Origin of the sequence: Caldimonas caldifontis, from assembly GCF_002930615.1 — a bacterium.
In the GTDB taxonomy this organism is placed as follows: Bacteria; Pseudomonadota; Gammaproteobacteria; order Burkholderiales; family Burkholderiaceae_C; genus Caldimonas; species Caldimonas caldifontis.
Genome location: NZ_PSNX01000010.1, coordinates 65999 through 89822, shown reverse-complemented (window position 1 = coordinate 89822; position 23824 = coordinate 65999). Strand labels below are relative to the sequence as shown.

The following is a 23824-nucleotide window of genomic DNA, read 5'->3' as shown; positions in this document are numbered from 1 at the left end:
AGTCTAGTTGTTACCAATCTCTTACAAACTAGGATTGACCCGCAGAAAAATCATGCCGAGTCGCGCCTGTATCCGCGGCCTGACCTCTGTACTACATCAAAAGTATTTCGACTACATTCAGTCGCTCCATCGACGAAGCCGAGCCCCAGGATCCAGCGTGACAGGCCCCGGGGTTAGACTCCGCACGTGATCCCACCCGGCTTCAAACAGGACCTGCTCGCCCGCATCGACATCGTCGAGATCGTGGGCCGTTACGTCCAACTCAAGAAGGCCGGCATCAACTTCAAGGGTCTGTGCCCCTTCCACGGCGAGAAAACACCGAGTTTCATCGTCAGCCCCTCACGCCAGACCTATCACTGCTTTGGCTGCGGCGTGCATGGCAACGCCATCGACTTCCTCATGGAGCACGGGGGGCTGGGCTTCATCGACGCCGTGCGCGACCTCGCCCAGCAGGTGGGCCTGGCCGTGCCCGAGGACGACAGCACGCCCGAGGAACGGGCGCAGGCGCAGCAGCAGCGCGAGCGCCAGGGCACCCTGACCGAGGTGCTGGAGCGCGCCGCTGCACACTACCGCAAGCAGCTCAAGGCCAGCCCGCGCGCCATCGACTACCTCAAGCGCCGCGGGCTCACCGGCGACATCGCGGCACGGTTCGCGCTGGGCTATGCCCCCGAAGGCTGGCGCAGCCTGGCCAGCGCCTTTCCTCACTACGACGACCCCCTGCTGGCCGAAGCCGGCCTCGTCATCGTCCAGGATGACGGCGAAGACGCCCGGCGCTATGACCGCTTCCGCGACCGGGTGATGTTCCCCATCCGCAACGTGCGCGGCGAGGTCATCGGCTTCGGCGGGCGTGTGATCGACCAGGGCGAGCCCAAGTACCTGAATTCCCCGGAGACCCCGGTCTTCGTGAAGGGCCGCGAACTCTACGGCCTGTACGAAGCTCGCCAGGCCCTGCGCCAGCTCGGCTACGCCCTGGTGGTCGAGGGCTACATGGACGTGGTGGCGCTCGCGCAGCTGGGCTTCCCCAATGCCGTGGCCACCCTGGGCACCGCCTGCACCGCCGAACACGTGCACAAGCTGCTGCGCTTCACCGACACCCTCGTCTTCAGCTTCGACGGCGATGCCGCCGGCCGCCGCGCGGCCGTGCGGGCCCTCGAAGCGGCCCTGCCGCACGCCAGCGACACCCGCACGATCAAGTTCCTGTTCCTGCCGCCCGAGCACGACCCGGATTCCTACATCCGCGAACATGGTCGCGACGCCTTCGCGCTGTGCGTGGCCGATGCGGTGCCCCTGTCGCGCCAGTTGCTCGATACCGCCCGCCAAGGCCTGGATCTCAGCACGGCCGAAGGTCGGGCCCACCTGCTGGCGGCGGCCAAGCCGCTGTGGAACCAGCTGCCCGACGGCGTGCTCAAGCAGCAGATCCTCGCCGACCTCGCCCAGGCTGGCGGCCTGAACGCGCCCGACCTGCTCGACCTCTGGCAAGGACGCCCCCCGGCGACGGGCAAAGGCCCGCGCAGCCACGCCGGCGATGCCCCGCGGCGAAGAGGATGGCGGGGGCGCGACGAACCGCCCCGCCCTGCCGGCCCCCGCACACCACCGCCCGGCCCCGCCGACAACGCGCTGCGGCTGCTGCTGCAGCACAGCGAATGGTGGGACCGCCTGTCGGCCGAAGACCACCAGTTCCTGCACGAACTCCCGCCCCCGCATGGGGAGCTGTGCGCGTGGATGGAACGCTTCCTGGCCGAGCATGGCCCGGCGCCCTGGCCGGCGCTGGAAAGCGCCCTGGCCGACCACCCGCTGCTCGAGGCGGCGCGGCGCGCGATCAGCGGGTTGGCCGTCGCCGACGTGGTCCGTTTCGATGACCTGCGCCGCTCCATCGACCAGCTCTGGATCGAGCGATTGACGCGCGAATCGCATCAACTGGCCCGCCACGTCGGCGCCGACCCCCTGGCGCTGCATCGGCTGCGCGAAGTCAATGAGCGCATCCAGCGGCTGCGGGCGCTGGCGCAGCCGGGGTGAGGTTTGACGGAAGGCGCTCTGTAAGCGATAATGAAAGGTTACTGAAGCGGCAAGAGTGACAGCAGCACCTCCGGACCCCGGCCACCCGCGACACGGGTTACGCACAACGGCCACCCCTTTCCCGCAAGGGCTGCAATTCATCCAGGTTCACGCGAGCTTGCCCCTTGAGTCGGCGACTGCCGGCCGCATGTGCCGCATTGCAGCGCCGACATGTTTCGTTCGTGCATCTGAAATGACTGTTCCTGCCTGCTGCGCGGGGGGCTCAGACGCATGCATGGACCGGAACCCTTCGTCCCAGACCATTCGAGGAAACGCATGACCGCCAAGAAGAGTGCCAGCCCCAAGGCCGCCACCAAGGCCGCAGCCGCTGAACCCGCCGAGAAGAAGAAAGCTTCCAAGGCAGCCGCTGCCGTGAAGGAGGCGCCGGCGAAGGCCGCCGCGTCCAAGGCTGCGACCAAGACCGCCGGCACCCGTACGTCCAAGGCCGCCGCCGCCGAGGTCGATGCCGCTCCCAAGGGCAAGCGTGGACGCAAGCCGAAGGCGGAGACCGCATCGGCCAAGAAGGGGCGCCCGGCCCTGGATGCCGATGAGGATTTCTCCGACATCGATGCCGACCTCGAAGGTGAAGTGGAGCCCGAGGTCGAAGCCGCCGGCGAGGAAGACGACAAGCCCAAGGCCAAGCCGCTGCGCATGAAGGTCAGCCGCGCCAAGGAGCGCGCGCTGATGCGTGAGTTCGGGCTGGACGAGACCATGCTGACCGAAGAAGAGGTCAACAAGCGTCGCACCGAGCTCAAGACCCTCATCAAGATGGGCAAGACGCGGGGGTTCCTGACCCACGCGGAGATCAACGATCACCTGCCCGAAAAGCTGGTGGAGGCCGAGATCATGGACGCCATCGTGTCCATGCTCAACGACATGGGCATTGCCGTCTATGAGCAAGCCCCCGATGCTGCCACCCTGCTGATCGCCGGAGGCACGACCACCACCGCGACCGAAGAAGAAGCCGAGGAGGAGGCAGAGGCTGCCCTGTCCACCGTGGACAGCGAATTCGGCCGCACCACCGACCCGGTGCGCATGTACATGCGCGAAATGGGCACGGTCGAACTGCTCACCCGTGAGGGCGAGATCGAGATCGCCAAGCGCATCGAAGGTGGACTGCAGGCCATGATGCTGGCCATCTCGGCCTCGCCCACGACCATTGCCGAGATCCTCTCGCTGGGCGAGAAGATCGCCGCCGGCGAGATGCAGATCTCCGAGGTGGTGGACGGCTTTGTCTCGGACGATGAGGCCGACGACTACGTCGCCGAGGAAGACTTTGATGAATTCGACGAGGAAGACGACGACGACGGCAACGGCGGCTCCAAGGCGCTGACCAAGAAGCTCGAGGAGCTCAAGTCCGCTGCGCTGGAGAAATTCGCCCGGCTGCGCGCCGATTTCGACAAGATGCGCCGCGCCTATGAGAAAGACGGGTACAAGTCGGCCTCCTACAACAAGGCCCAGCAGGCGATTTCCGACGAGTTGATGACCATCCGCTTCACGGTCAAGACCATCGAGAAGCTGTGCGACATCCTGCGCTCGCAGGTGGACGACGTGCGCCGCTATGAGCGTGAGATCCGCAAGATCGCCGTGGACAAGTGCGGCATGCCGCAGGAGCACTTCATCAAGGTCTTCCCCGCCAACGTGCTCAACCTCAAGTGGGCCGAGAAGGAAGCCGCGGCCGGCAAACCCTACAGCAGCGTGCTCGTGCGCAACCTGCCGGCCATCCAGGAACTGCAGCAAAAGCTCATCGACATCCAGGCCCGCGCCGTCGTTCCGCTGGAAGATCTCAAGGAGATCAACAAGCGCATGAACGAAGGCGAAGCCGCCTCCCGCGAAGCCAAGCGCGAGATGATCGAGGCCAACCTGCGCCTGGTGATTTCCATCGCGAAGAAGTACACCAACCGAGGCCTGCAGTTCCTTGACCTCATCCAGGAAGGCAACATCGGCCTGATGAAGGCGGTGGACAAGTTCGAATACCGTCGCGGCTACAAGTTCTCGACCTACGCCACCTGGTGGATCCGTCAGGCCATCACGCGCTCGATCGCCGACCAGGCCCGCACCATCCGCATCCCGGTGCACATGATCGAGACGATCAACAAGATGAACCGCATCTCGCGCCAGCACCTGCAGGAGTTCGGTTTCGAACCCGATGCGCCGACGCTGGCCGAGAAGATGGAGATGCCCGAGGACAAGATCCGCAAGATCATGAAGATCGCCAAGGAGCCTATCTCGATGGAAACCCCCATCGGCGACGACGACGACTCCCACCTGGGCGACTTCATCGAGGACACCAACAACACCGCCCCGGTGGATGCGGCCATGCAGGCCGGCCTGCGCGACGTGGTCAAGGACATCCTCGACAGCCTCACCCCCCGCGAGGCCAAGGTGCTGCGCATGCGCTTCGGCATCGAGATGAGCACCGACCACACCCTGGAGGAGGTGGGCAAGCAGTTTGACGTGACGCGCGAGCGCATCCGCCAGATCGAGGCCAAGGCCATCCGCAAGCTCAAGCACCCCAGCCGCTCGGACAAACTCAGGACCTACCTCGACAACCTCTGAAACATCGCACCACCTGCACCGGGCCGGTGCAAAAGTTTGCGATGTGAAAGGTTTTGGCATGAAAGCAACGGCTCGGGGTCAGTCCCGAGCCGTTTTCATGTCGGCTGCCCTCAGGCTGCGGCTACACTGCGCGTGAGTTTTTTCACACTGTGCAGATGGCCTCATCCCGCGAGCGAACCGTCCTGTTTGCCGACCTGCGCGGCAGCACGTCGCTCTACGAATCCCTGGGCAACACCCAGGCCGCCGAGATCATCACCCGCACCGTCGGGGTTCTCACCCAGGTGGTGCGCTCCCAGCACGGCGCCGTCGTCAAGACGCTGGGCGACGGCCTCATGGCCATCTTCGACAAACCGGTTCGCAGTGCGCGCGCTGCCTGCGAGATGCAGGACGCCATCGCCCGCATCATGGCAGACGCCGAAACCGGTGCTGCCTCTCTCAAGCTGCGCGTGGCCCTGGCCCATGGCGAAATCATCGAGGTGGACAGCGATTGCTTCGGAGACGCCGTCAACGTCGCCGCCCGGCTGCTGGAGCATGCCGGCGACAACGAGGTGCTGATCACCGACGCCGTGCATGCCCAACTCAGCCGGCTCGATCGCCAGCGCTTCCGTTGCCTTGACCGACTGCACCTGCGCGGCCGCGCGGAGCCGTGCAAGGTCTTCATGCTGGAAACCTGGGCCGACGACGCCCCGGTCTCGACCCTGTTCTCGGACTTCACCGACACACCGTCGGCCGAATGCCTCCGGCTGACCGTGGGCGGCACCCACCAGACCTTCACCCCACAGCAGACCCCCGTCGTGCTGGGCCGCAGTCCCGAATCGACACTGTGCATCGATGACACCCGCGTCTCGCGCCTGCATGCGCGCATCGAATGGCACGGCGGCAACTTCCACCTCGACGACCAGAGCAGCAACGGCAGCTTCGTGCGCTTTGCCAACGAGCCCGAGACGGTCGTGCTGCGCCGTGGTCGCTGCATGCTGCACGGCCGCGGCGTGATCGGCCTGGGCGCCCCGCCCGATGACCCTCGGGCCGCCTGCCTGCACTTCGAGATCTTCAGCTACGCCACCCCTTGAGCGGCGCCGGCGTCGGTTGCTCAGACGCCCAGCCGGTCCGCCAGTTCGCCCAGGCTCCTCACCACATGGTGGGTCCCCGGCGGTGCACGGTCCACATCCGCGTGGATGTCCGGACGCGCCACCCAGGCCGCCTGCAGGCCAGCCGCCAGCGCCGCCTCCACGTCCAGCAGGAGGTCATCGCCCACGTGCAGCACCTGCGCCGGCGGCGCCTGCGCCTGACGGCAGGCCTCCATGAAGATGTCGGCATGCGGCTTGCCTCGCCCGAACCCCCGTGCACTCACCACGCTGCGAAACCAGGGCGCCAGCCCGATGGCGCGCAGATCGGCATTGCCGTTCGTCAGGGCCACCAGCGGGAAGCGCGAGGCCAGGCGCTCGAGCGCCGGCACCACGTCTTCATAGAGGTCTACCCGGTGCCGCCACTGCAGGAAGGTCTCGAAGGCCGGCTCGGCCAGCCGGACATCGTCGCCCGCGGCGGCCAGCGCGCGCCGCAGGCTCTCCAGGCGCACGGCGCTGAGGTCGTGGGCCCAGTGGGGGTGGGTGCGCGCCACCTCGTCGCGCAGCGCTCGCAGGCCGGCAGTGTCGAAACGGGCCGCGGTGGCCGGCGCGCGCTGCGCCAGCCAGCCATGCAAGTGCACCTCAGCCCGCTCGATGGCCGGCCAGATCGGCCACAGGGTGTCGTCGAGGTCGAGCGTCAGGGCCACAGGGGTCACGGGATTGGCGTGGAAGCAGGACAAGACCGACACGGTAGCGCATTCGTCAACTTCTGCCGCAAACCTCGGACAATCCCGAGGGCCCACCCTGCGGAATGCCACACACCTTCCCCTATAGTGCGCAGCGGACTCATTGCCTACCCCTCACCGCCCCGCTGTTCCGGACACCATGTCCCGCCCTGCCCCCGACGAGAACCGCCGCCTGGAGCGCCTGCACGAGTTGCGCATCATGGACACGGCTGCCGAGCCGAGTTTCGATGCGGCCGTGCAGCTGGCGGCCGGTGTCACGGACTGCCCCCTGGCACTGCTGGGCTTCATGGACCGGGACCGGCACTGGTACAAAGCGATCGTCGGGGCCTCGATCCAGGAAGTGCCCCGGTACCTGGCCTTGTGCAACCACACCTTGCACATCGAGGGTCTGAGCGTGGTCGAGGATCTGACCTTGGACCCGCGCTATGCCGACCATCCTTTTGTCGTGGACGCTTACCGGCTGCGCTTCTTTGCCAGCCTGCCGCTGCGTGTCGAAGGGGAAGTGGTCGCCACGCTGTGCGTGTATGACCTGCAGCCGCGCCCGTTGACCGATGCTGGCCGTGACGGTCTGCTGCGACTCGGGCGGATGCTCGAAGACATGCTCCAGTCCCGCCTCCGGGAGCAGCGCTCGCGGCTGCAGGAGGCCCGGGTGCGCACAGCCAGCCTGGCCGGCAGCGACTGGCTCTGGGAAAGCGACCACAACGGTTGCATCACCTGGGTGTCCGCCGGCATCGAAAAGCACACCGGGCTGCGACCCAGCGACGAAATCGGCCTGCGCGCGCGCGACCTGTTCGCACCCAGCAGTGATCCGGAGCACGCCGGCAGTCACGCCACCTACGTGCGGGCCCGGGAAGCGCGGGAGCCGTTCAGCCACCTGGTGATGGAGCGCGAGACGCCGCGGGGACGGCTCGCGGTCTCGGTGTCGGGTACCCCGGTCTTCGACTCTGCCGGCGCCTTTCGAGGCTACCGCGGTGCCACCCGGGTGGTGACCGAGGAACTTCGCATTCAGCAACAGGCCCGCCAAGCTCAAGGATTGCTGCAGGACGCCATTGACAGCGTCGGCGCGATCATCGTCATCACCGATGCCAGCGACCGCATCGTGCATGCCAACCGAAGCTGGCGCGAGGGTCCGGGACGGCATCTGACCGACCCCCATGGTGCGAACTGGCGGGACGCCGTGCGCCTGGGATTGCAGGCCGGCGACTACCCGGATGCTGCGGGCCAGGAGGACAGCTTCCTCGATTGGCTCACGACGGCCCCAGCCCGCGGCGCTGCCCCCCGGGAGCTGCGCTACCGCGACCGCCGGATCATGCTGACCGAAGAAGCCATCGCAAGCGGCGGGACCGTTCGCGTGGGCATGGACATCACCGAGCGCAGCATTGCCGCCGAAAGGTTGCGCCTGAGCGAAGCGCTCTACCGCTCGGTGACCCTGGCCATCAGCGATGGGCTGATGGTGCTCACCCGCGAGCGTGTGGTGGTGGCCGTCAACCCGGCGGCCTGCCGCATTCTCGACCTGCCCATGGATCAGCTCATGATGCGTCCGGGCCTGGACCTGCTGCGCGAAGACCTGAGCCCGTTGCCAAGCGCTGCCCATCCCGTCCACCGGGCCCTGGAGGCGGGTGAGCCCGTGCCTGAACAGGTCTACGCCCTCAGGACAGCACAAGGAGAGGCGCGCTGGCTGGGCGTGAGCGCCCAGCCCCTGCGGCTGGCCCCCGAAGAGGCGTCCATGTCAGCCGTGATCACCTTCCGGGACATCACCCGCCAGCGCCAGGCCGAGCAGGCGCTGGCCCAGAGTGAGCAACGATGGAAGTTTGCGCTCGAAGGCAGCGGAGACGGTGTGTGGGATTGGGATGTTCGCAGCAACGAGGTGTACTACTCGCACAGCTGGCGGGCCAACCTCGGTCACGGAGACGATGCGCTGAGCAATCACCCCCGGGAGTGGGTGCAACGCATCCACCCCGATGACCTGCCGCGCGTGCGGCGTGCGCTGATTGCGCATTTGAAGGGACACACCGAGGACTACCAGTCCGAGCACCGCATGCGTCACCGCGACGGCCACTACCTGTGGGTGTTCGAACGTGGCAAGGCCATGAGCCGCTCACCGGATGGTCGCGCCCTTCGCCTGGTGGGGACCTACTCAGACATCACCCGGCTGAAGCAGGCCGAGCAGGCCTTGCGCGACAAGCAGGCAGCGGAACTGGCCAGCCAGGCCAAGACCGAGTTCCTCTCGCGCATGAGCCACGAGATCCGCACCCCGCTGAACGCCATGATCGGCTTCGCGCAATTGCTGGGGATGAGTGCCAACAGTGCCAACCCCGCTCAGGTGCAGGACTATGCGGCCCACATGCTGCAGGCGGGCCGCCATCTGCTCGCGCTCATCAACGATGTGCTGGACCTGCAACGCGTGGAGGCCGGCCAGCTCGCCTTCTCGCCTGAAACGCTCCATCTGGGCACCGTGGTCGGTGAAGCCCTGGAGCTGCTCGCCCCCCTGGCCCGGCAAGCGCAGGTCCACATCGACAACCGCATCGACGGCCACTGGAACATCCTGGCCGATGTCCAGCGCACACGACAGGTGCTCATCAACCTCGTCTCCAACGCCATCAAGTACAACCGGTCGCCGGGTCGCGTCGTGCTTCGCTGTGGCGTGGCCACAGGGCGGCACCTGCGCCTGGACATCGAAGATACCGGCGCCGGGCTCGAGCCGCATCAGCTCGAGCGCCTGTTCCAGCCCTTCGAGCGCCTGGGGCGTGAGACGTCGTCCGTCGAAGGCACGGGCCTGGGCTTGCTGATCGCCAAACGCTTCATCGAGGAAATGGGTGGCAGCATCACCGTCAGCAGCACCCCCGGCGTGGGCACCACCGTCAGCGTGGAACTGCCGCGGGCCGACACCCCACTCACCGCGCCCCCGTTGCCAGGGCAGCCCCCACGGACCGAGCCGCCGAGCCTGCCCCGGGAAGCGGGCCTGGTGCGCATGCTCTACGTCGAGGACAACCCCATCAACGCCTTGCTCTTCGAGGAGGCCATGAAGCTGTGTGCCCACGTCGAGCTGCGCGTGGCAGAAGACGGGCCCCAGGCCCTGTCCCTCGTGCAGGGCTGGCGTCCCGACATCCTCGTGCTTGATGCACACTTGCCCGGCAAGAGCGGATTCGAGGTTCTCCAGGACCTGCGCCACCTGCACGGCCTGCAGGATACGCCGGCCTTCATGTGTTCGGCAGATGCGATGCCTGACGACATCGAGCGTGCACGCGCGGCCGGCTTCGTGGGCTACTGGACCAAACCGATCTCGCTGGACAAGGTCCTGGCCGACGTGCAGCGTGTGGCCCCGCGGCCGACGGCCCGCGCCTGAGCCCCCCACCGCGCGGGGCCATCGGCCGTCGGGAATAATCGGGCCCGAAGGAGCCCGCCACCCGCATGAGCTTTGCCCAAGAACCCGCCTACCGCCACGGACAGCCCCCCCTCACCGGCGTGCTGCTGTGCAACCTTGGCACGCCGGACGCACCGACGGCGCCCGCCCTGCGCCGCTATCTGGCCCAGTTCCTCAGTGATCCCCGTGTGGTGGAGATCCCTCGCTGGCTGTGGAAGATCATCCTGCACGGCATCATCCTGCGTGTGCGCCCTGCCAAGTCGGCGGCCAAGTACGCCAGCATCTGGACCGCTGAGGGATCCCCGCTGCGGGTGTGGACCGACAAGCAGGCCAAGCTGCTTCAGGGCTATCTGGGTGAACGGGGGCACCGGGTGAAGGTGGCAGCCGCGATGCGTTACGGTCAGCCGTCGGTCGCCGCGCAACTCGACGCGCTGAAGGCGGCCGGCGCCACCCGCGTGCTGGTGCTGCCGCTCTATCCGCAGTACTCCGGGACCACCACTGCCAGTGTGATCGATGCCGTGGGTGACTGGGCCCGCCGGGTCCGCACACTGCCCGAACTGCGCTTCGTGAACCACTATCACGACCACCCGATGTACATCGATGCGCTGGCTCGCCGCATCAGCCAGTACTGGATGGACCACGGCCGACCGGACCGCCTGCTGTTGAGCTTCCATGGCGTGCCCCAGCGCACCCTGACGCTCGGTGACCCCTACCACTGCGAATGCCACAAGACCGCCCGGCTGCTGGCCGACCGCCTGGGACTGCGCCCGGACCAGTGGGTGATCACCTTCCAGAGCCGGTTTGGCAAGGCTCCCTGGCTGCAGCCCTACACCGAGCCCACGCTGATCGAGCTGGGTCGATCGGGCGTGGAGCGCGTGGACGTGGCCTGCCCCGGCTTCGTGAGCGACTGCATCGAAACCCTGGAGGAGATCGCCATGGAGGGCAGGCAAGCCTTCCTGGGAGCAGGCGGCAAGGACTTCCACTACATCCCCTGCCTGAACGATCAGCATGAGTGGATTGCCGCACTGAGCGCCTTGTCCGAGCAGCATCTGGCGGGATGGCCCACGCGGGAGACGCCGGACGTGGGGGCCCTGGAGCGGCAGCGCGAGCGGGCGCGGGCGCTTGGCGCCACGAACTGACATCCCATGGACACCGTGCGCCTGGACAAATGGCTGTGGGCCGCGCGCTTCTTCAAGACGCGCAGCCTGGCCACCGACGAGGTGGACAAAGGGCGGGTGAAGGTCAATGAGCAGCCAGCCAAGCCGGCCCGCGACGTGCGCATCGGGGACCGACTGAGCATCCAGCAGTCGGGCATCACGCGCGTGGTGGTGGTCCGCGGCCTGAGCGACGTACGCGGCCCGGCCCCCGTGGCCCAGCAGCTTTACGAAGAGACCGTTGAGAGCATTCGGGCGCGCGAAGAGGCGGCGCGCAACCGCCGCTATCTGGCCGACCCCGCCCAGGCCATCGAGCAGGGACGCCCGACCAAGCGCGACCGCCGGCAACTGGCCGACTGGCGGCGCTGGAGCGCCTCGCTGGACGACCTCGGCTGAGTTGCCGTACCCGTCAGGGCGTGTTCAGGCAGTGCACGATCGCCGCCTGAACGTAGGAGCCCTGGGCGCCGGTCTGCACCCCCCCCTCGATGCGCACCCGCTGCCCCACGGTCAGGGCCGGGTTTGAGGGATGCCCGCAGTTCCCGCGGAAGCCGGCACCCTGGGCATTGACCGGAGTCCCACGCACCTGGAAGCGGCCCAGCGAGCTCCAATCTTCCACCGGGCCGGTCAGCTCCACCTCCACGAAGCCGGGGTCGGCCCGCTTGCGCACCTGCACCCGCGTGGCGAGGAAGCTCCCATCCTGAAGGTGGCTGCCGCGCACCCGTACGAAGACGCCATCACCGAGCTGGAACTGCGGCCCCTGCGGAGTGACCTGTGCCCCGGCATAGCGCACCAACACACCCGCCAGCTCGAAAGTCTGGGCGGACTCGTCCAACTGGCCCACCACACCGCCGATACGCCCGGGGGTCGAGATGCTGCCCGGCTCGTTGAGGCGCAGCACCCGCACGCCTTGCACCTGGTCGGTGCCTGGCGAGAACCACACCGCCACACGAAGGCCGTTGGCCACCGGGCCATCCAGCACGGTCGCCTGCGTGGCATCGACCAGGAGGCTGCCCAACGAAAAGCGCAGGGCCCCGCCTGTGGTGTCGAGCGCGCTGACCACCCCCACCACCCGGTCTGCCGCCGGCACCGCCGGCAGCTTCTCGATCCGGCTGGCCCGGATCTCCTGGCTGCTGCCGTTCCTGCGCAAGACCCCGTACACACGCACCTGCTCTCCGGCCGACAGCCCGCTCAGCCCATGGAATCCTTCGAAGAACGTCACCGGGCCCTGATCGGGATCCGTGTTGATCCGCACCGTCTGCGAGCGCACCGCGAAGGTCCCTGCAGACGGGGTTGCGGACACCGCCCCCACCAGCGCGGGTTCCACATCCACGCGGATCGCCTGCTCGGCACCCTCGGGCCCCTGGTAGCGCAAGGTGAGCCCCTGCCCCAGCTCGAGCACGGTGTCACTGAACACGCCGGGCCGGGTCTCCTCACGCACCGTGGCCCCATCGGTGCCATACACGGATCCGTCGGCCACGACGCTGCCAAAGCCGTTCACAGTGGCCGAGCTCACACTCACCGGCGCGCCGGTTCCGCCCGACCCCACCCCATCGCCACCACAGCTGGCCAGCGCTGCGCCCAATGCAGGCAGCAGAACTCCCAGCCAAGAAAGCCTGAACGAACGATTCACTCCGACCTCTCCGTGGAACCCGGGGGTTCCCGACGTTCCGGGCTCATGGGCTCGGTGTAGTAGTAAATGCCAAAGCGCATGCGGTATGCCGGGAAGGCGGGCTGGTCGGCCTGGTGACGGCGGCTCGCCTCCTCCGCCATGCGGGCAAAGGCCTCGGCCCAGAGCCGGCGCGCCAGCACTCCCAGCTCCTCGGCCGACGCCCGCGACAGACCGGTGGCAAAAACGCTCTGCTCGAGCATCTTGGGCCCGGATGTGGTGAGGTTGTGCACGGCCGCCGAGAGGTGGTCTGCGCCGTTGGCGGCAAACAGCTCGGCCATCGCCGCTTCGTCGGCCGAAGGGACGAAACTGTCGGCCGCCAGCTGCACCTCGTCGTCCACGAGCCGAACCAGCTCCAGACGGAGCAACTCGTCCAGCAGGGTGCGCGGGTGCACATCGGTCGAGACCTCGCGGGCCAGGGCCTCGAAAGACGGGGCCGGGCCCAGCCGCGGCAGCCGCAGCGGCTGGCCGCTGATGGGGTCGCGCCACTGGGCATCGGTCGCCCAGCGGGTGAAGACCAGGGACGCCGGTGAGAGGCTCTTGTCGCGCTGAAGGGCGCGGCCCAGCTGGTAGAAGGCCCGCACGTCCTTGCGGTGCACGCCGCTGAGCACACTCACGGCCGAATCGGTGGTGCGGCGCCCGGTGCGCTCCAATTCTTCGGCGGCGACCTTCACGAACACGCGCTTGAGCGCCGTGGCCAGCGCCCCATACTGAACGCCGCGCCGCAAAAGCCAGCGCACCACCGGCGTGACGAGGACCAGGGCCGTGCGCAGCGCCAGGTCAGCGCGACGGGGGCCGGTGAGCGCAGCTGGTGGATCGCTCGGATCGATGACGGGCTTGGGTTCCAAAGGCGGGCCGGACTTCACCCTGGGGGTGCTTCGATGTTCTTGTGGACCGCCACAGCCCCACTCCTCACCGGGGCTGCAGCCGCTTGCAACACCCCGCAGTGTGCCCGATATTGAGACAGTCCCCCAGATTCCGGGGTCAGCTCATCCGTGATTTGCCTCACAATTCACACCCCCGTGGCCCATTGGGCCTTCCATCCTCTTGAAACCCCAGGATGCATCCCCAAGTGGCCGGCATTCTTTGGGAACATGACGTCATGGCAGAAGCACAGAACCCTGAGCAGACTCAACCAGCGCCCGCCGAACTGGCCGCTGAGCCCGCCGAACTGGTGGCCGTCGAACAGAAGCTGGCCGAACTGGAAGCCAAGCACGCCGAGGTCTCCGACGCCTATCTGAGGGCCAAGGCCGAGGTGGAGAACACCCGCCGTCGGGCCGAGGAGGAAATCGCCAAGACACGCAAGTTCGCCATCGAGGGCTTCGCCGACAGCCTGCTGCCCGTCAAGGACAGCCTGGAGGCCGCCCTGGCGGTGGAAAACGCCACGCCGGAACAGATGCGCGAAGGCGTGCACGCCACGCTGCGCCAGCTGGCGCAGGCCCTGGAGCGGAACAAGGTGGTGGAGGTGAATCCGGCCGCCGGTGACAAGTTTGATCCCCACCACCATCAGGCCATCAGCGTGGTGCCGGCAGAGCAAGAGCCCAACACCATCGTGGCTGTGCTGCAGAAGGGCTACGTGATCGCCGACCGAGTGCTGCGCCCGGCCCTGGTGACCGTCTCGGCTCCTCAGTGAGGCTGGACCCTCCACCCTTGAAATACAGAGCACTTATCCACAAGTAACAGACAACCGGATTTCAGCATTCAGGAGCATTGAACATGGGCAAGATCATCGGCATCGACCTGGGCACCACCAACTCGTGCGTGGCCATCATGGAAGGCAATACCGCCAAGGTCATCGAGAACAGCGAGGGTGCGCGCACCACGCCGTCCATCATCGCCTATCAGGAAGACGGCGAGGTGCTGGTCGGCGCCTCGGCCAAGCGCCAGGCCGTCACCAACCCGAAGAACACGCTGTACGCGGTGAAGCGCCTGATTGGCCGCAAGTTCACCGAGAAGGAAGTTCAGAAGGACATCGACCTGATGCCCTACTCGATTGTGCAGGCTGACAATGGCGATGCCTGGGTGGAGGTGCGCGGCAAGAAGCTCGCTCCGCCGCAGGTCAGCGCCGAGGTGCTGCGCAAGATGAAGAAGACCGCCGAGGATTACCTGGGTGAACCCGTCACCGAGGCCGTGATCACCGTGCCGGCCTACTTCAACGACAGCCAGCGCCAGGCCACGAAGGACGCCGGCCGCATTGCCGGCCTGGAAGTCAAGCGCATCATCAACGAGCCGACTGCGGCCGCACTGGCCTTCGGCCTGGACAAGACCGCCAAGGGCGACCGCAAGATCGCCGTCTATGACCTGGGCGGCGGCACCTTCGACATTTCCATCATCGAGATCGCTGATGTGGACGGCGAGAAGCAGTTCGAGGTGCTCTCCACCAACGGCGACACCTTCCTGGGCGGCGAAGACTTCGACCAGCGCATCATCGACTACATCATCGCCGAGTTCAAGAAGGAGCAAGGCGTTGACCTGAGCAAGGACGTGCTGGCCCTGCAGCGGCTGAAGGAAGCCGCCGAAAAGGCCAAGATCGAGCTGTCGAACAGCTCGCAGACCGACATCAACCTGCCTTACATCACCGCCGATGCCTCGGGCCCGAAGCACCTGAACATCAAGCTCACGCGTGCCAAGCTCGAAGCCTTGGTGGAAGAACTGATCGAGCGCACCATCGAACCCTGCCGCACGGCCATCAAGGATGCGGGCGTGAAGGTGGGCGAGATCGACGACGTGATCCTGGTGGGCGGCATGACCCGCATGCCCAAGGTGCAGGAGAAGGTCAAGGAGTTCTTCGGCAAGGATCCGCGCAAGGACGTGAACCCCGACGAGGCCGTGGCCGTGGGCGCGGCCATCCAGGGCCAGGTGCTCGGCGGTGAGCGCAAGGACGTGCTGCTGCTCGACGTGACCCCGCTGTCGCTGGGCATCGAGACCCTGGGCGGCGTCATGACGAAGATGATCAGCAAGAACACGACCATCCCGACCAAGTTCTCGCAGGTCTTCTCCACCGCTGACGACAACCAGCCTGCCGTGACGATCAAGGTTTTCCAGGGCGAGCGCGAGATGGCCTCCGGCAACAAGCTGCTGGGTGAGTTCAATCTCGAAGGCATCCCTCCCGCCCCGCGCGGCGTGCCCCAGATCGAAGTGACCTTCGACATCGACGCCAATGGCATCCTGCACGTGGGCGCGAAGGATAAGGCCACCGGCAAGGAGAACAAGATCACCATCAAGGCGAACTCGGGTCTGACCGAGGAAGAGATTCAGAAGATGGTGAAGGATGCCGAGCTCAACGCGGCCGAGGACAAGCGCAAGCTGGAGCTCGTGCAGGCCCGCAACCAGGCCGATGCACTGGTGCACAGCGTGAAGAAATCGCTCGCCGAGCATGGTGAGAAGCTCGAAGCGTCGGAGAAGGAAGCCATCGAGGCTGCGATCAAGGACGCCGAGGAAGCCCTCAAGGGTGAGGACAAGGCAGCCATCGAGGCCAAGAGCGAAGCGCTGATGACCGCCAGCCAGAAGCTGGGTGAGAAGGTCTATGCCGAGATGCAGGCTGCCCAGGCGGCCGCCGGCGCAGCACAGGCCGACCCGAAGCCGGGTGCCCAGGCTTCGACCAAGCCGGCCGACGACAACGTGGTGGACGCCGAGTTCACCGAAGTGAAGGACAAGAAGTAATCGACGCTTGCCCACGACCGTGAGCCACCCCCGTGGGCAGCCCACACTGCGCACGGGGGATTTGCGTTTTGGAAGGTGACCTAGAACATGGCAAAGCGTGACTACTACGACGTCCTCGGCGTCGCAAAGAACGCGTCGGACGACGAGATCAAGAAGGCCTATCGCAAGCTGGCCATGAAATACCACCCGGACCGCAACCAGGGTGAGAAAGCCAAAGAGGCCGAGGAACATTTCAAGGAGGCCAAGGAGGCCTACGAGATGCTCTCCGACCCCAAGAAGCGGGCCGCCTATGACCAGTACGGCCACGCCGGGGTGGACCCCAACATGGGCGGTGCCGGCTTTCGCGGCGCCGGCCCCGAGGGTTTCGGCGGTTTTGCCGAGGCCTTCGGCGACATCTTCGGCGACATCTTCGGTGCGGCCGGCGGGGGCCGTCGCGGCGGCGGCCCACAGGTCTATCGCGGCAGCGACCTGTCCTACGCCATGGAAATCTCTCTCGAAGAGGCCGCGCATGGCAAGGAGGCGCAGATCCGCATTCCCAGTTGGGAGGAGTGCGACACCTGCCACGGCACCGGCGCCAAGCCCGGCACCAGCGCGAAGACCTGCGGCACGTGCCAGGGCTCGGGCACGGTCCACCTGCGCCAGGGTTTCTTCAGCATCCAGCAGACCTGCCCCCACTGTCACGGCACGGGCAAGGTGATCCCCGAGCCCTGCACCACCTGCGGCGGCCAGGGCAAGCTCAAGAAGTCGAAGACGCTGGAGGTGAAGATCCCCGCCGGCATCGATGAAGGCATGCGCATCCGCTCGGCCGGCAACGGCGAGCCGGGCACCAATGGCGGGCCGGCCGGTGATCTCTACATCGAGATCCGCATCAAGAAGCACGACATCTTCGAGCGTGATGGCGACGACCTGCACTGCACGGTGCCGGTGGGCATGACCACGGCCATCCTGGGCGGCGCCATCGAGGTGCCCACGCTGTCAGGCCGTGCCGAGATCGAACTGCCCGAGGGCACACAGCACGGCAAGACCTTCCGCCTGCGCGGCAAGGGCATCAAGGGCGTGCGCTCGGCCTACCCGGGCGACCTGTACTGCCACATCCAGATCGAGACGCCGGTCAAGCTCACCGAGCACCAGCGCAAGCTGGTGAAGGAACTCGACGAGTCGCTCAAGAAGGGGGGCGAACGCCACTCGCCCAATGCCAAAAGCTGGACCGACCGCGTGAGAGACCTGTTCAAGTGATCGGTGTCCCCGGGGCCAGCCCTCAGGGGAAATGCAGCGACAGCGTGGTCTGGCCGTCCCGCGAGTGGGCCACCGCCCGGCCTGCATGGGCCCGCATGATCGCCTGAGTGATCGCCAGGCCCAGGCCCGTGCCCTCGGTGTCGGCGTGGGTGCGCGACTTGTCCACCCGATAGAAGCGGTCGAAGAGGCGAGGCAGGTCACGCGGGTCGATACACGGCCCCTCGTTGTGCACGCTCAGCACGGTCTCCTCCCCTGCCCCACCCAGCGTCACGCGCACCGCCGTGCCCGGTGTCGCATGGCGCAGAGCATTGGACAGGAGGTTGCTCACCGCGCGGCGCACCATCAGCCGGTCGCCCACCACCTCGGCCTGCCCCTCCAGCGCGAGGCGCAGCCCCTTCTCCTCAGCCAGCGCCTCATAGAAATCGAACAGAGCCCGCACCTCGTCAGACAGGACGATGCGCTCCGGCCTCGGCAATGCCAGACCATGATCCGCCTTGGCCAGGAAGAGCATGTCCGAGACCATGCGCGCCAGGCGCTGGAGTTCTTCGGCGTTCGAAGCCAGCACCTCGCGGTAGACCGCGGCATCGCGTTGCTGTGCGAGCGAAACCTGGGTCTGCGTGAGCAGGTTGCTGATGGGCGTGCGCAACTCATGGGCCAGGTCGCCTGAGAACTGCGACAGGCGCTCGAAGTCCTGCTGCAAGCGATCGAGCATGGTATTCAGCCCCAGGGCGAGGTCGGCCAGTTCCACCGGCACGTCCTGCACCGGCATGCGCTGGTCGAGCTGGCGCGCGGTCACGCGCTGGGCACGCGCCTTCATCTCACGCAAGGGTGCCAGCCCGCGGCGCGCCGACCACCAGCCCAGCAACCCGCTCGCCAGCGCGGCCACCCCCAGGTAGACCGCCAGCGAACGGGTCAGTGCCTGCATGAAGTGCTGGTGGTGGTGGATGTCCAGCGCCAGCGTGAGGACGAGGGGCTGTGAGCCGCCGAGTGCAGCCGGCGCCTCCAGCGGGACCACCAGGGCCCGGAAGGTGCGCCCGGCCTGGGTCCACTCGACGAGCGGCACCGCCCCCTCCAGCCGCTGCACCGCCTGCGCCAGCCCCAGCGCATCCCGGTCGTACACGGTGCGGTCGCCGGCATGGAGTTCGGCGTGCAAGCCCTCGTGGCTGGAGAGCAGGTGGTCCAGGTGGCGGGCCAGCTCGTCCGTCGAGCGACTGTCGGCGACCAGCTGCGCGATCAGGCGCGACTTGTCACGCAGCAGCTCTTCATCGAGTTCCACGAAATGCGCGTTCGTGACCCTGAGCACGAAGAGCCCCAGGCCCAGCAGCACCGCCAGCGACACCAGCGTGTAGAGCAGCGTCAGGCGGGCGGTCAGCGTGAGGCGACGCCTCATGCGACCGCCTCGGGCACCTCAAGGACGTAGCCCATGCCACGCACGGTGTGGATGAGCCGCGGCTCGAAGCCTTCGTCCACCTTGGCACGCAGGCGCCGCACGGCCACCTCGATCACGTTGGTATCGCTGTCGAAATTCATGTCCCACACCTGCGAGGCGATCAGCGAACGTGGCAGCACCTCCCCGCTGCGCCGCATCAGCAGCTCCAGCAGGCCGAACTCCTTGGCCGTGAGATCGATGCGGCGCCCGCTGCGGGTGACGCGGCGTCGCAGCAAGTCGAGTTCGAGGTCGGCCACGCGCAGCGTCGTGGCCTCCAGGCCGGAACGGCCCCGTCGCAGGATGGTGCGCACGCGGGCCAGCAATTCGGCGAAGGAGAACGGCTTGACGAGGTAGTCGTCTGCGCCCAGCTCAAGACCCCGTACGCGCTCCTCGACCTGGTCCCGGGCCGTCAGGAAGAGCACGGGCCGCTCCCAGCCCTGCGAGCGCAGTTCGCGCAGCACGGCCCAGCCATCCATGCGTGGAAGCATCACGTCCAGGATGACCAGATCAGGGTCGGTGGTCGTGGCCAGGTGCAGACCATCGGCCCCGTCGGTGGCAAGGTCCACGGCGAAACCTGCCTCACGCAGGCCCTGGCGCAGGTAGTCACCCGTCTTGGGCTCATCTTCGACGATCAGGATCTTCACGGCCGCTGGTCAGTGGAACACCCGCAAGTGTGCCTGCCCTGCCGAGGGCTGCGCCATACCTGACAGATTTGTCATCTTGCCGACAGCTTCCCGTGGGGGGACTCGGCGAAGAATGCGGCCCTTCCCTTGACGCACATCATGGCAGGCATGCTCTACCTCAAACGACCGTTTCTCGCCGCTGCCCTCTGGAGTGGGCTGGCGGGCGTCGCAGCACCCGCATTGGGCGCAGAGGACGCCCCCCCACTCGACTGGCGCGAGGCCAACGACACCGTCGGGCAGTTCCAGCGTGGGCACATCGACGTGCTGCGCTGGGAGCAGGCCAACCTGAAGGAAACGCCCGAACCGCCAGCGCCAGCGGCGTCCCTGTCCTTGCAGACCGCTGCCGACGCGGTGCGCCGGGCCTGGACGGCTCACCTTTCGCTGGCCGGGGTGCAGGCCCAGCTGGGGCCCGCGCTGACCGAGGCGGTCGCCCAGGGTCGTTGGATGATGGTGGACCCGTCGATGCACCGGCGGGTGCAAGGCCTCGGCGAATTGCTGGCGGTGGCCCGCGAAGCGCGCCAGGCATGGATCCAGGCTGTCGCGGCGCGCCAGGGCGTCGGCTTCCATCGCGAGAGCCTCATCGCCGCCGAAACGGCACACGAACTGGGCCGGCGCATGGTGCAGGTGGGCAACTGGAGTCGTCTGCAGGGAGCACCGGCCTCGCTGGCCCTCAGCGAGGCGCGCATGGCCTTGCAAAGGGCGGAATACGCCCAGGCCCTGGCCGAACGGGAGCTGATCCGCGTGCTGGGCCTCACCGGCCGGCACGACCACGTGGCCCTGCCCGACAGCCTGCCGGCCCTGCCTGACGCACTGATCGGCCCCGACGCGGTGGACGCCCACCTGCAGCGCCTGCGTGCGCAGCTGCAGCGAGCGGAGGCGATGCGCGCGGCCCCGCGCACCCGCATGGCCTACGAAGCGTATCGAGCGAGTCATGTCCTGGCCGCGGGCTACCGCGACGAGATCCTCAAGACGCGCGAGCTGATGGCCGAGGAGGCCGTGCTGCGCTACAACGGCATGCTCAAGAGCGTCTGGGACGTGCTGTCGGAAACCCGTCAGCGCTTCGCGGCCGCGGCCGAAACCGTGAATGCCCAGCGCGACTTCTGGCTCGCCGAGGCCGATCTTCAATGGGTGCTTCAGGGCGGCGAACCTGCGAGCTTCGTGTCTCTGGGCGGCGGCGGTGCCGCCGCCAGTGCTGCCCCCGCCCACTGACCCCCTTTCCGACGACATCATGCAAGCTTCCTCTTCCCGACGCCGCTTCTTTGCAGGCGCTGCAGGCGCGGTGGCCGGGCTGGCCGTGGCGCGCTCGGCACTGGCCACCCTGCCTGAACCGGTCCTCCAGTCCTCTGCCCAGACCGCCCCGCCGCTGACGCCTCCGAACGGCCGCCCCTACAACCCGGTGGTCACGCTCAACGGCTGGACCTTGCCCTGGCGCATGAACAACGGCGTCAAGGAATTCCACCTCGTCGCAGAACCCGTGGTGCGCGAGGTGTCGCCCGGCTTTCACGTGAACATGTGGGGCTACAACGGCCAGAGCCCGGGCCCCACCATCGAGGTGGTCGAGGGCGACAAGGTGCGCATCTTCGTGACCAACCGGCTGCCCGAACACACCAGCATCCACTGGCATGGCCAGCGACTGCCCAACGGCATGGATGGCGTGACCGGGCTGAACCAGCCCCCCATCCCGGTGGGCAAGACCTTCGTCTATGAATTCGAGGCTCGCCGCCCGGGCACCTTCATGTACCACCCGCATGCCGACGAGATGGTGCAGATGGCCATGGGCATGATGGGCTTCTGGGTCACCCACCCACGCGCGAAACATCCGCACATCAGCGAGGTCGACCGCGACTTCTGCTTCCTGCTCAACGCCTTCGACGTGGAGCCGGGCAGCAAGACACCGCGCATCAACACGATGCTCGACTTCAACATCTGGTGCTTCAACAGCCGTGTGTTCCCGGCCATCGACACGCTCAACGTCCGCCTGAACGATCGCGTGCGCATCCGCGTGGGCAACCTCACGATGACCAACCATCCCATCCACCTGCACGGCCACGAGTTCCAGGTGACCGGCACCGACGGCGGCCCCACGCCGCCGGGCACGCGCTGGTACGAGGTCACCACCGACATCGCCGTGGGCCAGATGCGTCAGATCGAACTGATCGCCGACGAGGAAGGCGACTGGGCCATGCACTGCCACAAGAGCCATCACACCATGAACGCGATGGGGCATGACGTGCCCACGATGATCGGTGTGGACCACCGCGGCCTGGTGGGCAAGATCCAGAAGGTGGTGCCCGACTACATGCTCATGGGCGAGCGTGGCATGGCCGACATGGGCGAGATGGAGATGCCCCTGCCCGACAACACCGCGCCGATGATGACCGGCCAGGGACAGTACGGCTCGCTGGAGATGGGTGGCATGTTCACGGTGTTCAAGGTGCGTCGCGATCAGAAACCCGGCGACTACAGCGACCCCGGTCCCTTCAGGCATCCGCCGGGCACCGTGGCCTACGAGTGGACAGGCGCGCCGCCCAGTGCCGTGCGCGCCAGCCCGCCTTCGCCCGAGACGCCCCCCGCCCGCGCCGTGAAGCCGCAGGGCAAGGGCCACGCCCACTGACGCACGGACTTTTCAAGGAGCCCACCGATGACGAAATCTGCCCTCGCCTTCACCCTCGCAGGCCTGCTGCTGGCTCCTGCCGCGACCATCGCTCACGGCGATCGCCATCACGGCGGCCACAGTGGCCCCGTGGTGATGGAGCAGAAGCCCTGGGGCATTGCCGGCGAGGCCAGGGCCGTGAAACGCACGATCGAGGTGAAGATGACCGACAACATGCGTTTCACCCCGAGCGAGATCGAGGTGCGGCAAGGCGAGACCATCCGCTTCATCCACCACAACAGCGGCCAGGTGATGCATGAGTTCGTACTGGGCACCCGCAAGGAACTCGAAGAGCACGCCGAACTGATGAAGAAGTTCCCGGACATGGAGCATGACGAGCCTTACATGGCCCATGTGGCGCCGGGCAAGACGGCCGAGATGATCTGGCACTTCAATCGAGTGGGCGAGTTCGAGTTCGCCTGCCTGCTGCCGGGCCATTTCGAGGCGGGCATGGTGGGCAAGATCCGCGTGGTCCGACGCTGACATTCACTTGCACCCTCGCCGAGCACCATGGCCTATAGTCAGGCGGCTCCCCTGCCAGAGCCGCCATGCCACGACTCGCGTGCTTCACTCACCGCTGTGCTGCTCCGACAATGCGGCGCCTGCTGGCCGCCGGGTTCCTGGTCGCCCTGATCCCCGCTGGAATCGCCGCTCCTGAGGACGAGGAGCCTGCCGTGGCGCAAACACCCCTCGTGGACGCGGCCGTCACAACACGCGAGTCGCTCAGAGCCACGGCCGAGTGGCTGGCACGGGGCGTGGACAGCTGGTTCGGTGATCGCCCGTTCGAGGAAGGCGGCGCCGTTCGAAACGGCCGCTTCGATCTGCGCCTGCTGCTGCGCGAACGCAAGTCACCCGACCTGGGCGCTCGATTCAATGCCAGCTTCCGCCTGCCCAACATCGAGCGCCTGGGAGCCCAGCTCTTCATCGGCCGGGACAATCCTCGCGAGGTGGTCACGGACCAACCCAACGCACTGTCGCGCGAGCAGCATCTGCAACGCCGGGACCGGCGTGACGATGCGTTCTTCGCAGGCTTGGGCGTCCAGGGCACAGGGGGTTTCGATTTTCGCGTCGGCCTGCGCGGAGGCCCCAAACCCTACGCGCAAGTGCGCTATCAGCATGCATGGCGATTCGGACCGGCGGACACCCTGGACTTCCGGGAAACGGTGTTCCTGACCCGCGACGACCGCTTCGGGTCCACCACGGTCCTCTCGTATGACCACGACTTCAGTCCCACACTGGTCGGTCGCTGGCTCAATGCTGCCACCATCACACAGCGCAGCAAACGCTTCGAGTGGTCAAGCAACCTCGGCTTGTACCGCTTCTTTGGCGACCAGCGGCTGCTGTCCACGGAAGCCATTTTTCGCGGTCGCGAAGGGGGTGGTGTCAACATCGAAGAGTACGGCTTGCGGCTGAGCTGGGAACAGCCCCTGCACGACGTCTGGCTGCTTGGAGAAATCTCCGTGGGCCATTTCCGCGAACGCGAACTCGCCACCGACCCTCGCCGCGGCCTGTGGGCTCTGGGCCTGAACCTCAAGATCCGGTTCTGAGTTGC

At 67.0% G+C, this 23824-nt stretch carries 18 protein-coding genes; 13 read left to right on the top strand and 5 right to left on the bottom strand.

Features of this window, described 5'->3' with window-relative positions; genetic code table 11:
- Positions 1-186 precede the first annotated feature (186 nt).
- The 3 genes from dnaG to C1704_RS11485 all read left to right on the top strand — a co-directional run bounded on the left by dnaG (position 187) and on the right by C1704_RS11485 (position 5684).
- Complete coding sequence (gene dnaG, locus C1704_RS11495) at positions 187-2016, top strand: DNA primase (RefSeq protein ID WP_104302869.1); 1830 nt, start codon at positions 187-189, stop codon at positions 2014-2016.
- A 315-nt stretch (positions 2017-2331) separates the two neighbouring features.
- Positions 2332-4614 carry an RNA polymerase sigma factor RpoD gene (gene rpoD / locus C1704_RS11490; RefSeq protein WP_104302868.1) on the top strand — a complete coding sequence of 761 codons (2283 nt, stop codon included), beginning with the start codon at positions 2332-2334 and terminating at the stop codon, positions 4612-4614.
- Positions 4615-4769: 155 nt separating this feature from the next.
- Complete coding sequence (locus C1704_RS11485) at positions 4770-5684, top strand: adenylate/guanylate cyclase domain-containing protein (protein ID WP_104302867.1); 915 nt, start codon at positions 4770-4772, stop codon at positions 5682-5684.
- A gap of 20 nt (positions 5685-5704) precedes the next feature.
- Here the strand turns inward: C1704_RS11485 and C1704_RS11480 are convergent, their stop codons facing one another.
- Entirely contained in the window at positions 5705-6427 is a 723-nt protein-coding gene (locus tag C1704_RS11480) for an HAD family hydrolase (protein ID WP_245876459.1), read from the bottom strand.
- Between the two features lie 136 nt (positions 6428-6563).
- Here C1704_RS11480 and C1704_RS11475 point away from each other — a divergent pair, with 136 nt between their 5' ends.
- From C1704_RS11475 to C1704_RS11465, 3 genes are all read left to right on the top strand, one after another.
- Complete coding sequence (locus tag C1704_RS11475) at positions 6564-9770, top strand: PAS domain S-box protein (protein WP_104302866.1); 3207 nt, start codon at positions 6564-6566, stop codon at positions 9768-9770.
- 65 nt (positions 9771-9835) lie between these two features.
- Positions 9836-10927 carry a ferrochelatase gene (gene hemH / locus C1704_RS11470; RefSeq protein WP_104302865.1) on the top strand — a complete coding sequence of 364 codons (1092 nt, stop codon included), beginning with the start codon at positions 9836-9838 and terminating at the stop codon, positions 10925-10927.
- A gap of 6 nt (positions 10928-10933) precedes the next feature.
- Complete coding sequence (locus tag C1704_RS11465; RefSeq protein ID WP_104302864.1) at positions 10934-11338, top strand: RNA-binding S4 domain-containing protein; 405 nt, start codon at positions 10934-10936, stop codon at positions 11336-11338.
- 13 nt (positions 11339-11351) lie between these two features.
- Here the strand turns inward: C1704_RS11465 and C1704_RS11460 are convergent, their stop codons facing one another.
- A complete protein-coding gene (locus tag C1704_RS11460; RefSeq protein WP_104302863.1) occupies positions 11352-12461 on the bottom strand; it encodes a DUF5666 domain-containing protein in 1110 nt (369 codons plus the stop codon).
- A 107-nt stretch (positions 12462-12568) separates the two neighbouring features.
- The gene (locus tag C1704_RS11455; protein ID WP_104302862.1) at positions 12569-13456 is read right to left on the bottom strand and encodes a DUF6502 family protein; all 888 of its coding nucleotides are present in this window, start codon (positions 13454-13456) and stop codon (positions 12569-12571) included.
- 254 nt (positions 13457-13710) lie between these two features.
- Between C1704_RS11455 and grpE the strand changes: the two genes are divergently transcribed.
- From grpE to dnaJ, 3 genes are all read left to right on the top strand, one after another.
- On the top strand, positions 13711-14241 hold the full coding sequence (gene grpE, locus C1704_RS11450) for a nucleotide exchange factor GrpE (protein ID WP_104302998.1): 531 nt from the start codon (positions 13711-13713) through the stop codon (positions 14239-14241).
- An 83-nt stretch (positions 14242-14324) separates the two neighbouring features.
- Entirely contained in the window at positions 14325-16271 is a 1947-nt protein-coding gene (gene dnaK / locus C1704_RS11445) for a molecular chaperone DnaK (protein WP_104302861.1), read from the top strand.
- Positions 16272-16358: 87 nt separating this feature from the next.
- Positions 16359-17507, top strand: coding sequence for a molecular chaperone DnaJ (gene dnaJ, locus C1704_RS11440; protein ID WP_104302860.1), 1149 nt, complete (start codon positions 16359-16361; stop codon positions 17505-17507).
- A gap of 22 nt (positions 17508-17529) precedes the next feature.
- On the opposite strand, the gene C1704_RS11435 is transcribed toward dnaJ, so the two are convergent.
- Positions 17530-18897, bottom strand: coding sequence for a heavy metal sensor histidine kinase (locus C1704_RS11435; RefSeq protein ID WP_104302859.1), 1368 nt, complete (start codon positions 18895-18897; stop codon positions 17530-17532).
- Entirely contained in the window at positions 18894-19580 is a 687-nt protein-coding gene (locus C1704_RS11430; protein ID WP_104302858.1) for a heavy metal response regulator transcription factor, read from the bottom strand. The genes C1704_RS11435 and C1704_RS11430 overlap by 4 nt, the downstream gene beginning before the upstream one ends.
- A gap of 138 nt (positions 19581-19718) precedes the next feature.
- Here C1704_RS11430 and C1704_RS11425 point away from each other — a divergent pair, with 138 nt between their 5' ends.
- From C1704_RS11425 to C1704_RS11410, 4 genes are all read left to right on the top strand, one after another.
- On the top strand, positions 19719-20828 hold the full coding sequence (locus C1704_RS11425) for a TolC family protein (protein WP_146076075.1): 1110 nt from the start codon (positions 19719-19721) through the stop codon (positions 20826-20828).
- A 19-nt stretch (positions 20829-20847) separates the two neighbouring features.
- Positions 20848-22233 (top strand): multicopper oxidase family protein, encoded by a 1386-nt coding sequence (locus C1704_RS11420; RefSeq protein WP_104302997.1) that lies wholly within the window; start codon positions 20848-20850, stop codon positions 22231-22233.
- A 27-nt stretch (positions 22234-22260) separates the two neighbouring features.
- The gene (locus tag C1704_RS11415) at positions 22261-22755 is read left to right on the top strand and encodes a cupredoxin domain-containing protein (RefSeq protein WP_104302856.1); all 495 of its coding nucleotides are present in this window, start codon (positions 22261-22263) and stop codon (positions 22753-22755) included.
- Between the two features lie 191 nt (positions 22756-22946).
- On the top strand, positions 22947-23819 hold the full coding sequence (locus C1704_RS11410) for a hypothetical protein (RefSeq protein WP_146076074.1): 873 nt from the start codon (positions 22947-22949) through the stop codon (positions 23817-23819).
- The last annotated feature ends 5 nt before the right edge of the window (positions 23820-23824 follow it).

What these genes read in the sequence shown, in the direction of transcription:
- rpoD (WP_104302868.1), top strand. Translation starts at nt 2,332, where the DNA reads ATGACCGCCAAGAAGAGTGCCAGCCCCAAGGCCGCCACCAAGGCCGCA.
- C1704_RS11485 (WP_104302867.1), top strand. Translation starts at nt 4,770, where the DNA reads ATGGCCTCATCCCGCGAGCGAACCGTCCTGTTTGCCGACCTGCGCGGC.
- C1704_RS11475 (WP_104302866.1), top strand. Translation starts at nt 6,564, where the DNA reads ATGTCCCGCCCTGCCCCCGACGAGAACCGCCGCCTGGAGCGCCTGCAC.
- hemH (WP_104302865.1), top strand. Translation starts at nt 9,836, where the DNA reads ATGAGCTTTGCCCAAGAACCCGCCTACCGCCACGGACAGCCCCCCCTC.
- C1704_RS11465 (WP_104302864.1), top strand. Translation starts at nt 10,934, where the DNA reads ATGGACACCGTGCGCCTGGACAAATGGCTGTGGGCCGCGCGCTTCTTC.
- grpE (WP_104302998.1), top strand. Translation starts at nt 13,711, where the DNA reads ATGGCAGAAGCACAGAACCCTGAGCAGACTCAACCAGCGCCCGCCGAA.
- dnaK (WP_104302861.1), top strand. Translation starts at nt 14,325, where the DNA reads ATGGGCAAGATCATCGGCATCGACCTGGGCACCACCAACTCGTGCGTG.
- dnaJ (WP_104302860.1), top strand. Translation starts at nt 16,359, where the DNA reads ATGGCAAAGCGTGACTACTACGACGTCCTCGGCGTCGCAAAGAACGCG.
- C1704_RS11435 (WP_104302859.1), bottom strand. Translation starts at nt 18,897, where the DNA reads ATGAGGCGTCGCCTCACGCTGACCGCCCGCCTGACGCTGCTCTACACG.
- C1704_RS11425 (WP_146076075.1), top strand. Translation starts at nt 19,719, where the DNA reads ATGGCAGGCATGCTCTACCTCAAACGACCGTTTCTCGCCGCTGCCCTC.
- C1704_RS11420 (WP_104302997.1), top strand. Translation starts at nt 20,848, where the DNA reads ATGCAAGCTTCCTCTTCCCGACGCCGCTTCTTTGCAGGCGCTGCAGGC.
- C1704_RS11415 (WP_104302856.1), top strand. Translation starts at nt 22,261, where the DNA reads ATGACGAAATCTGCCCTCGCCTTCACCCTCGCAGGCCTGCTGCTGGCT.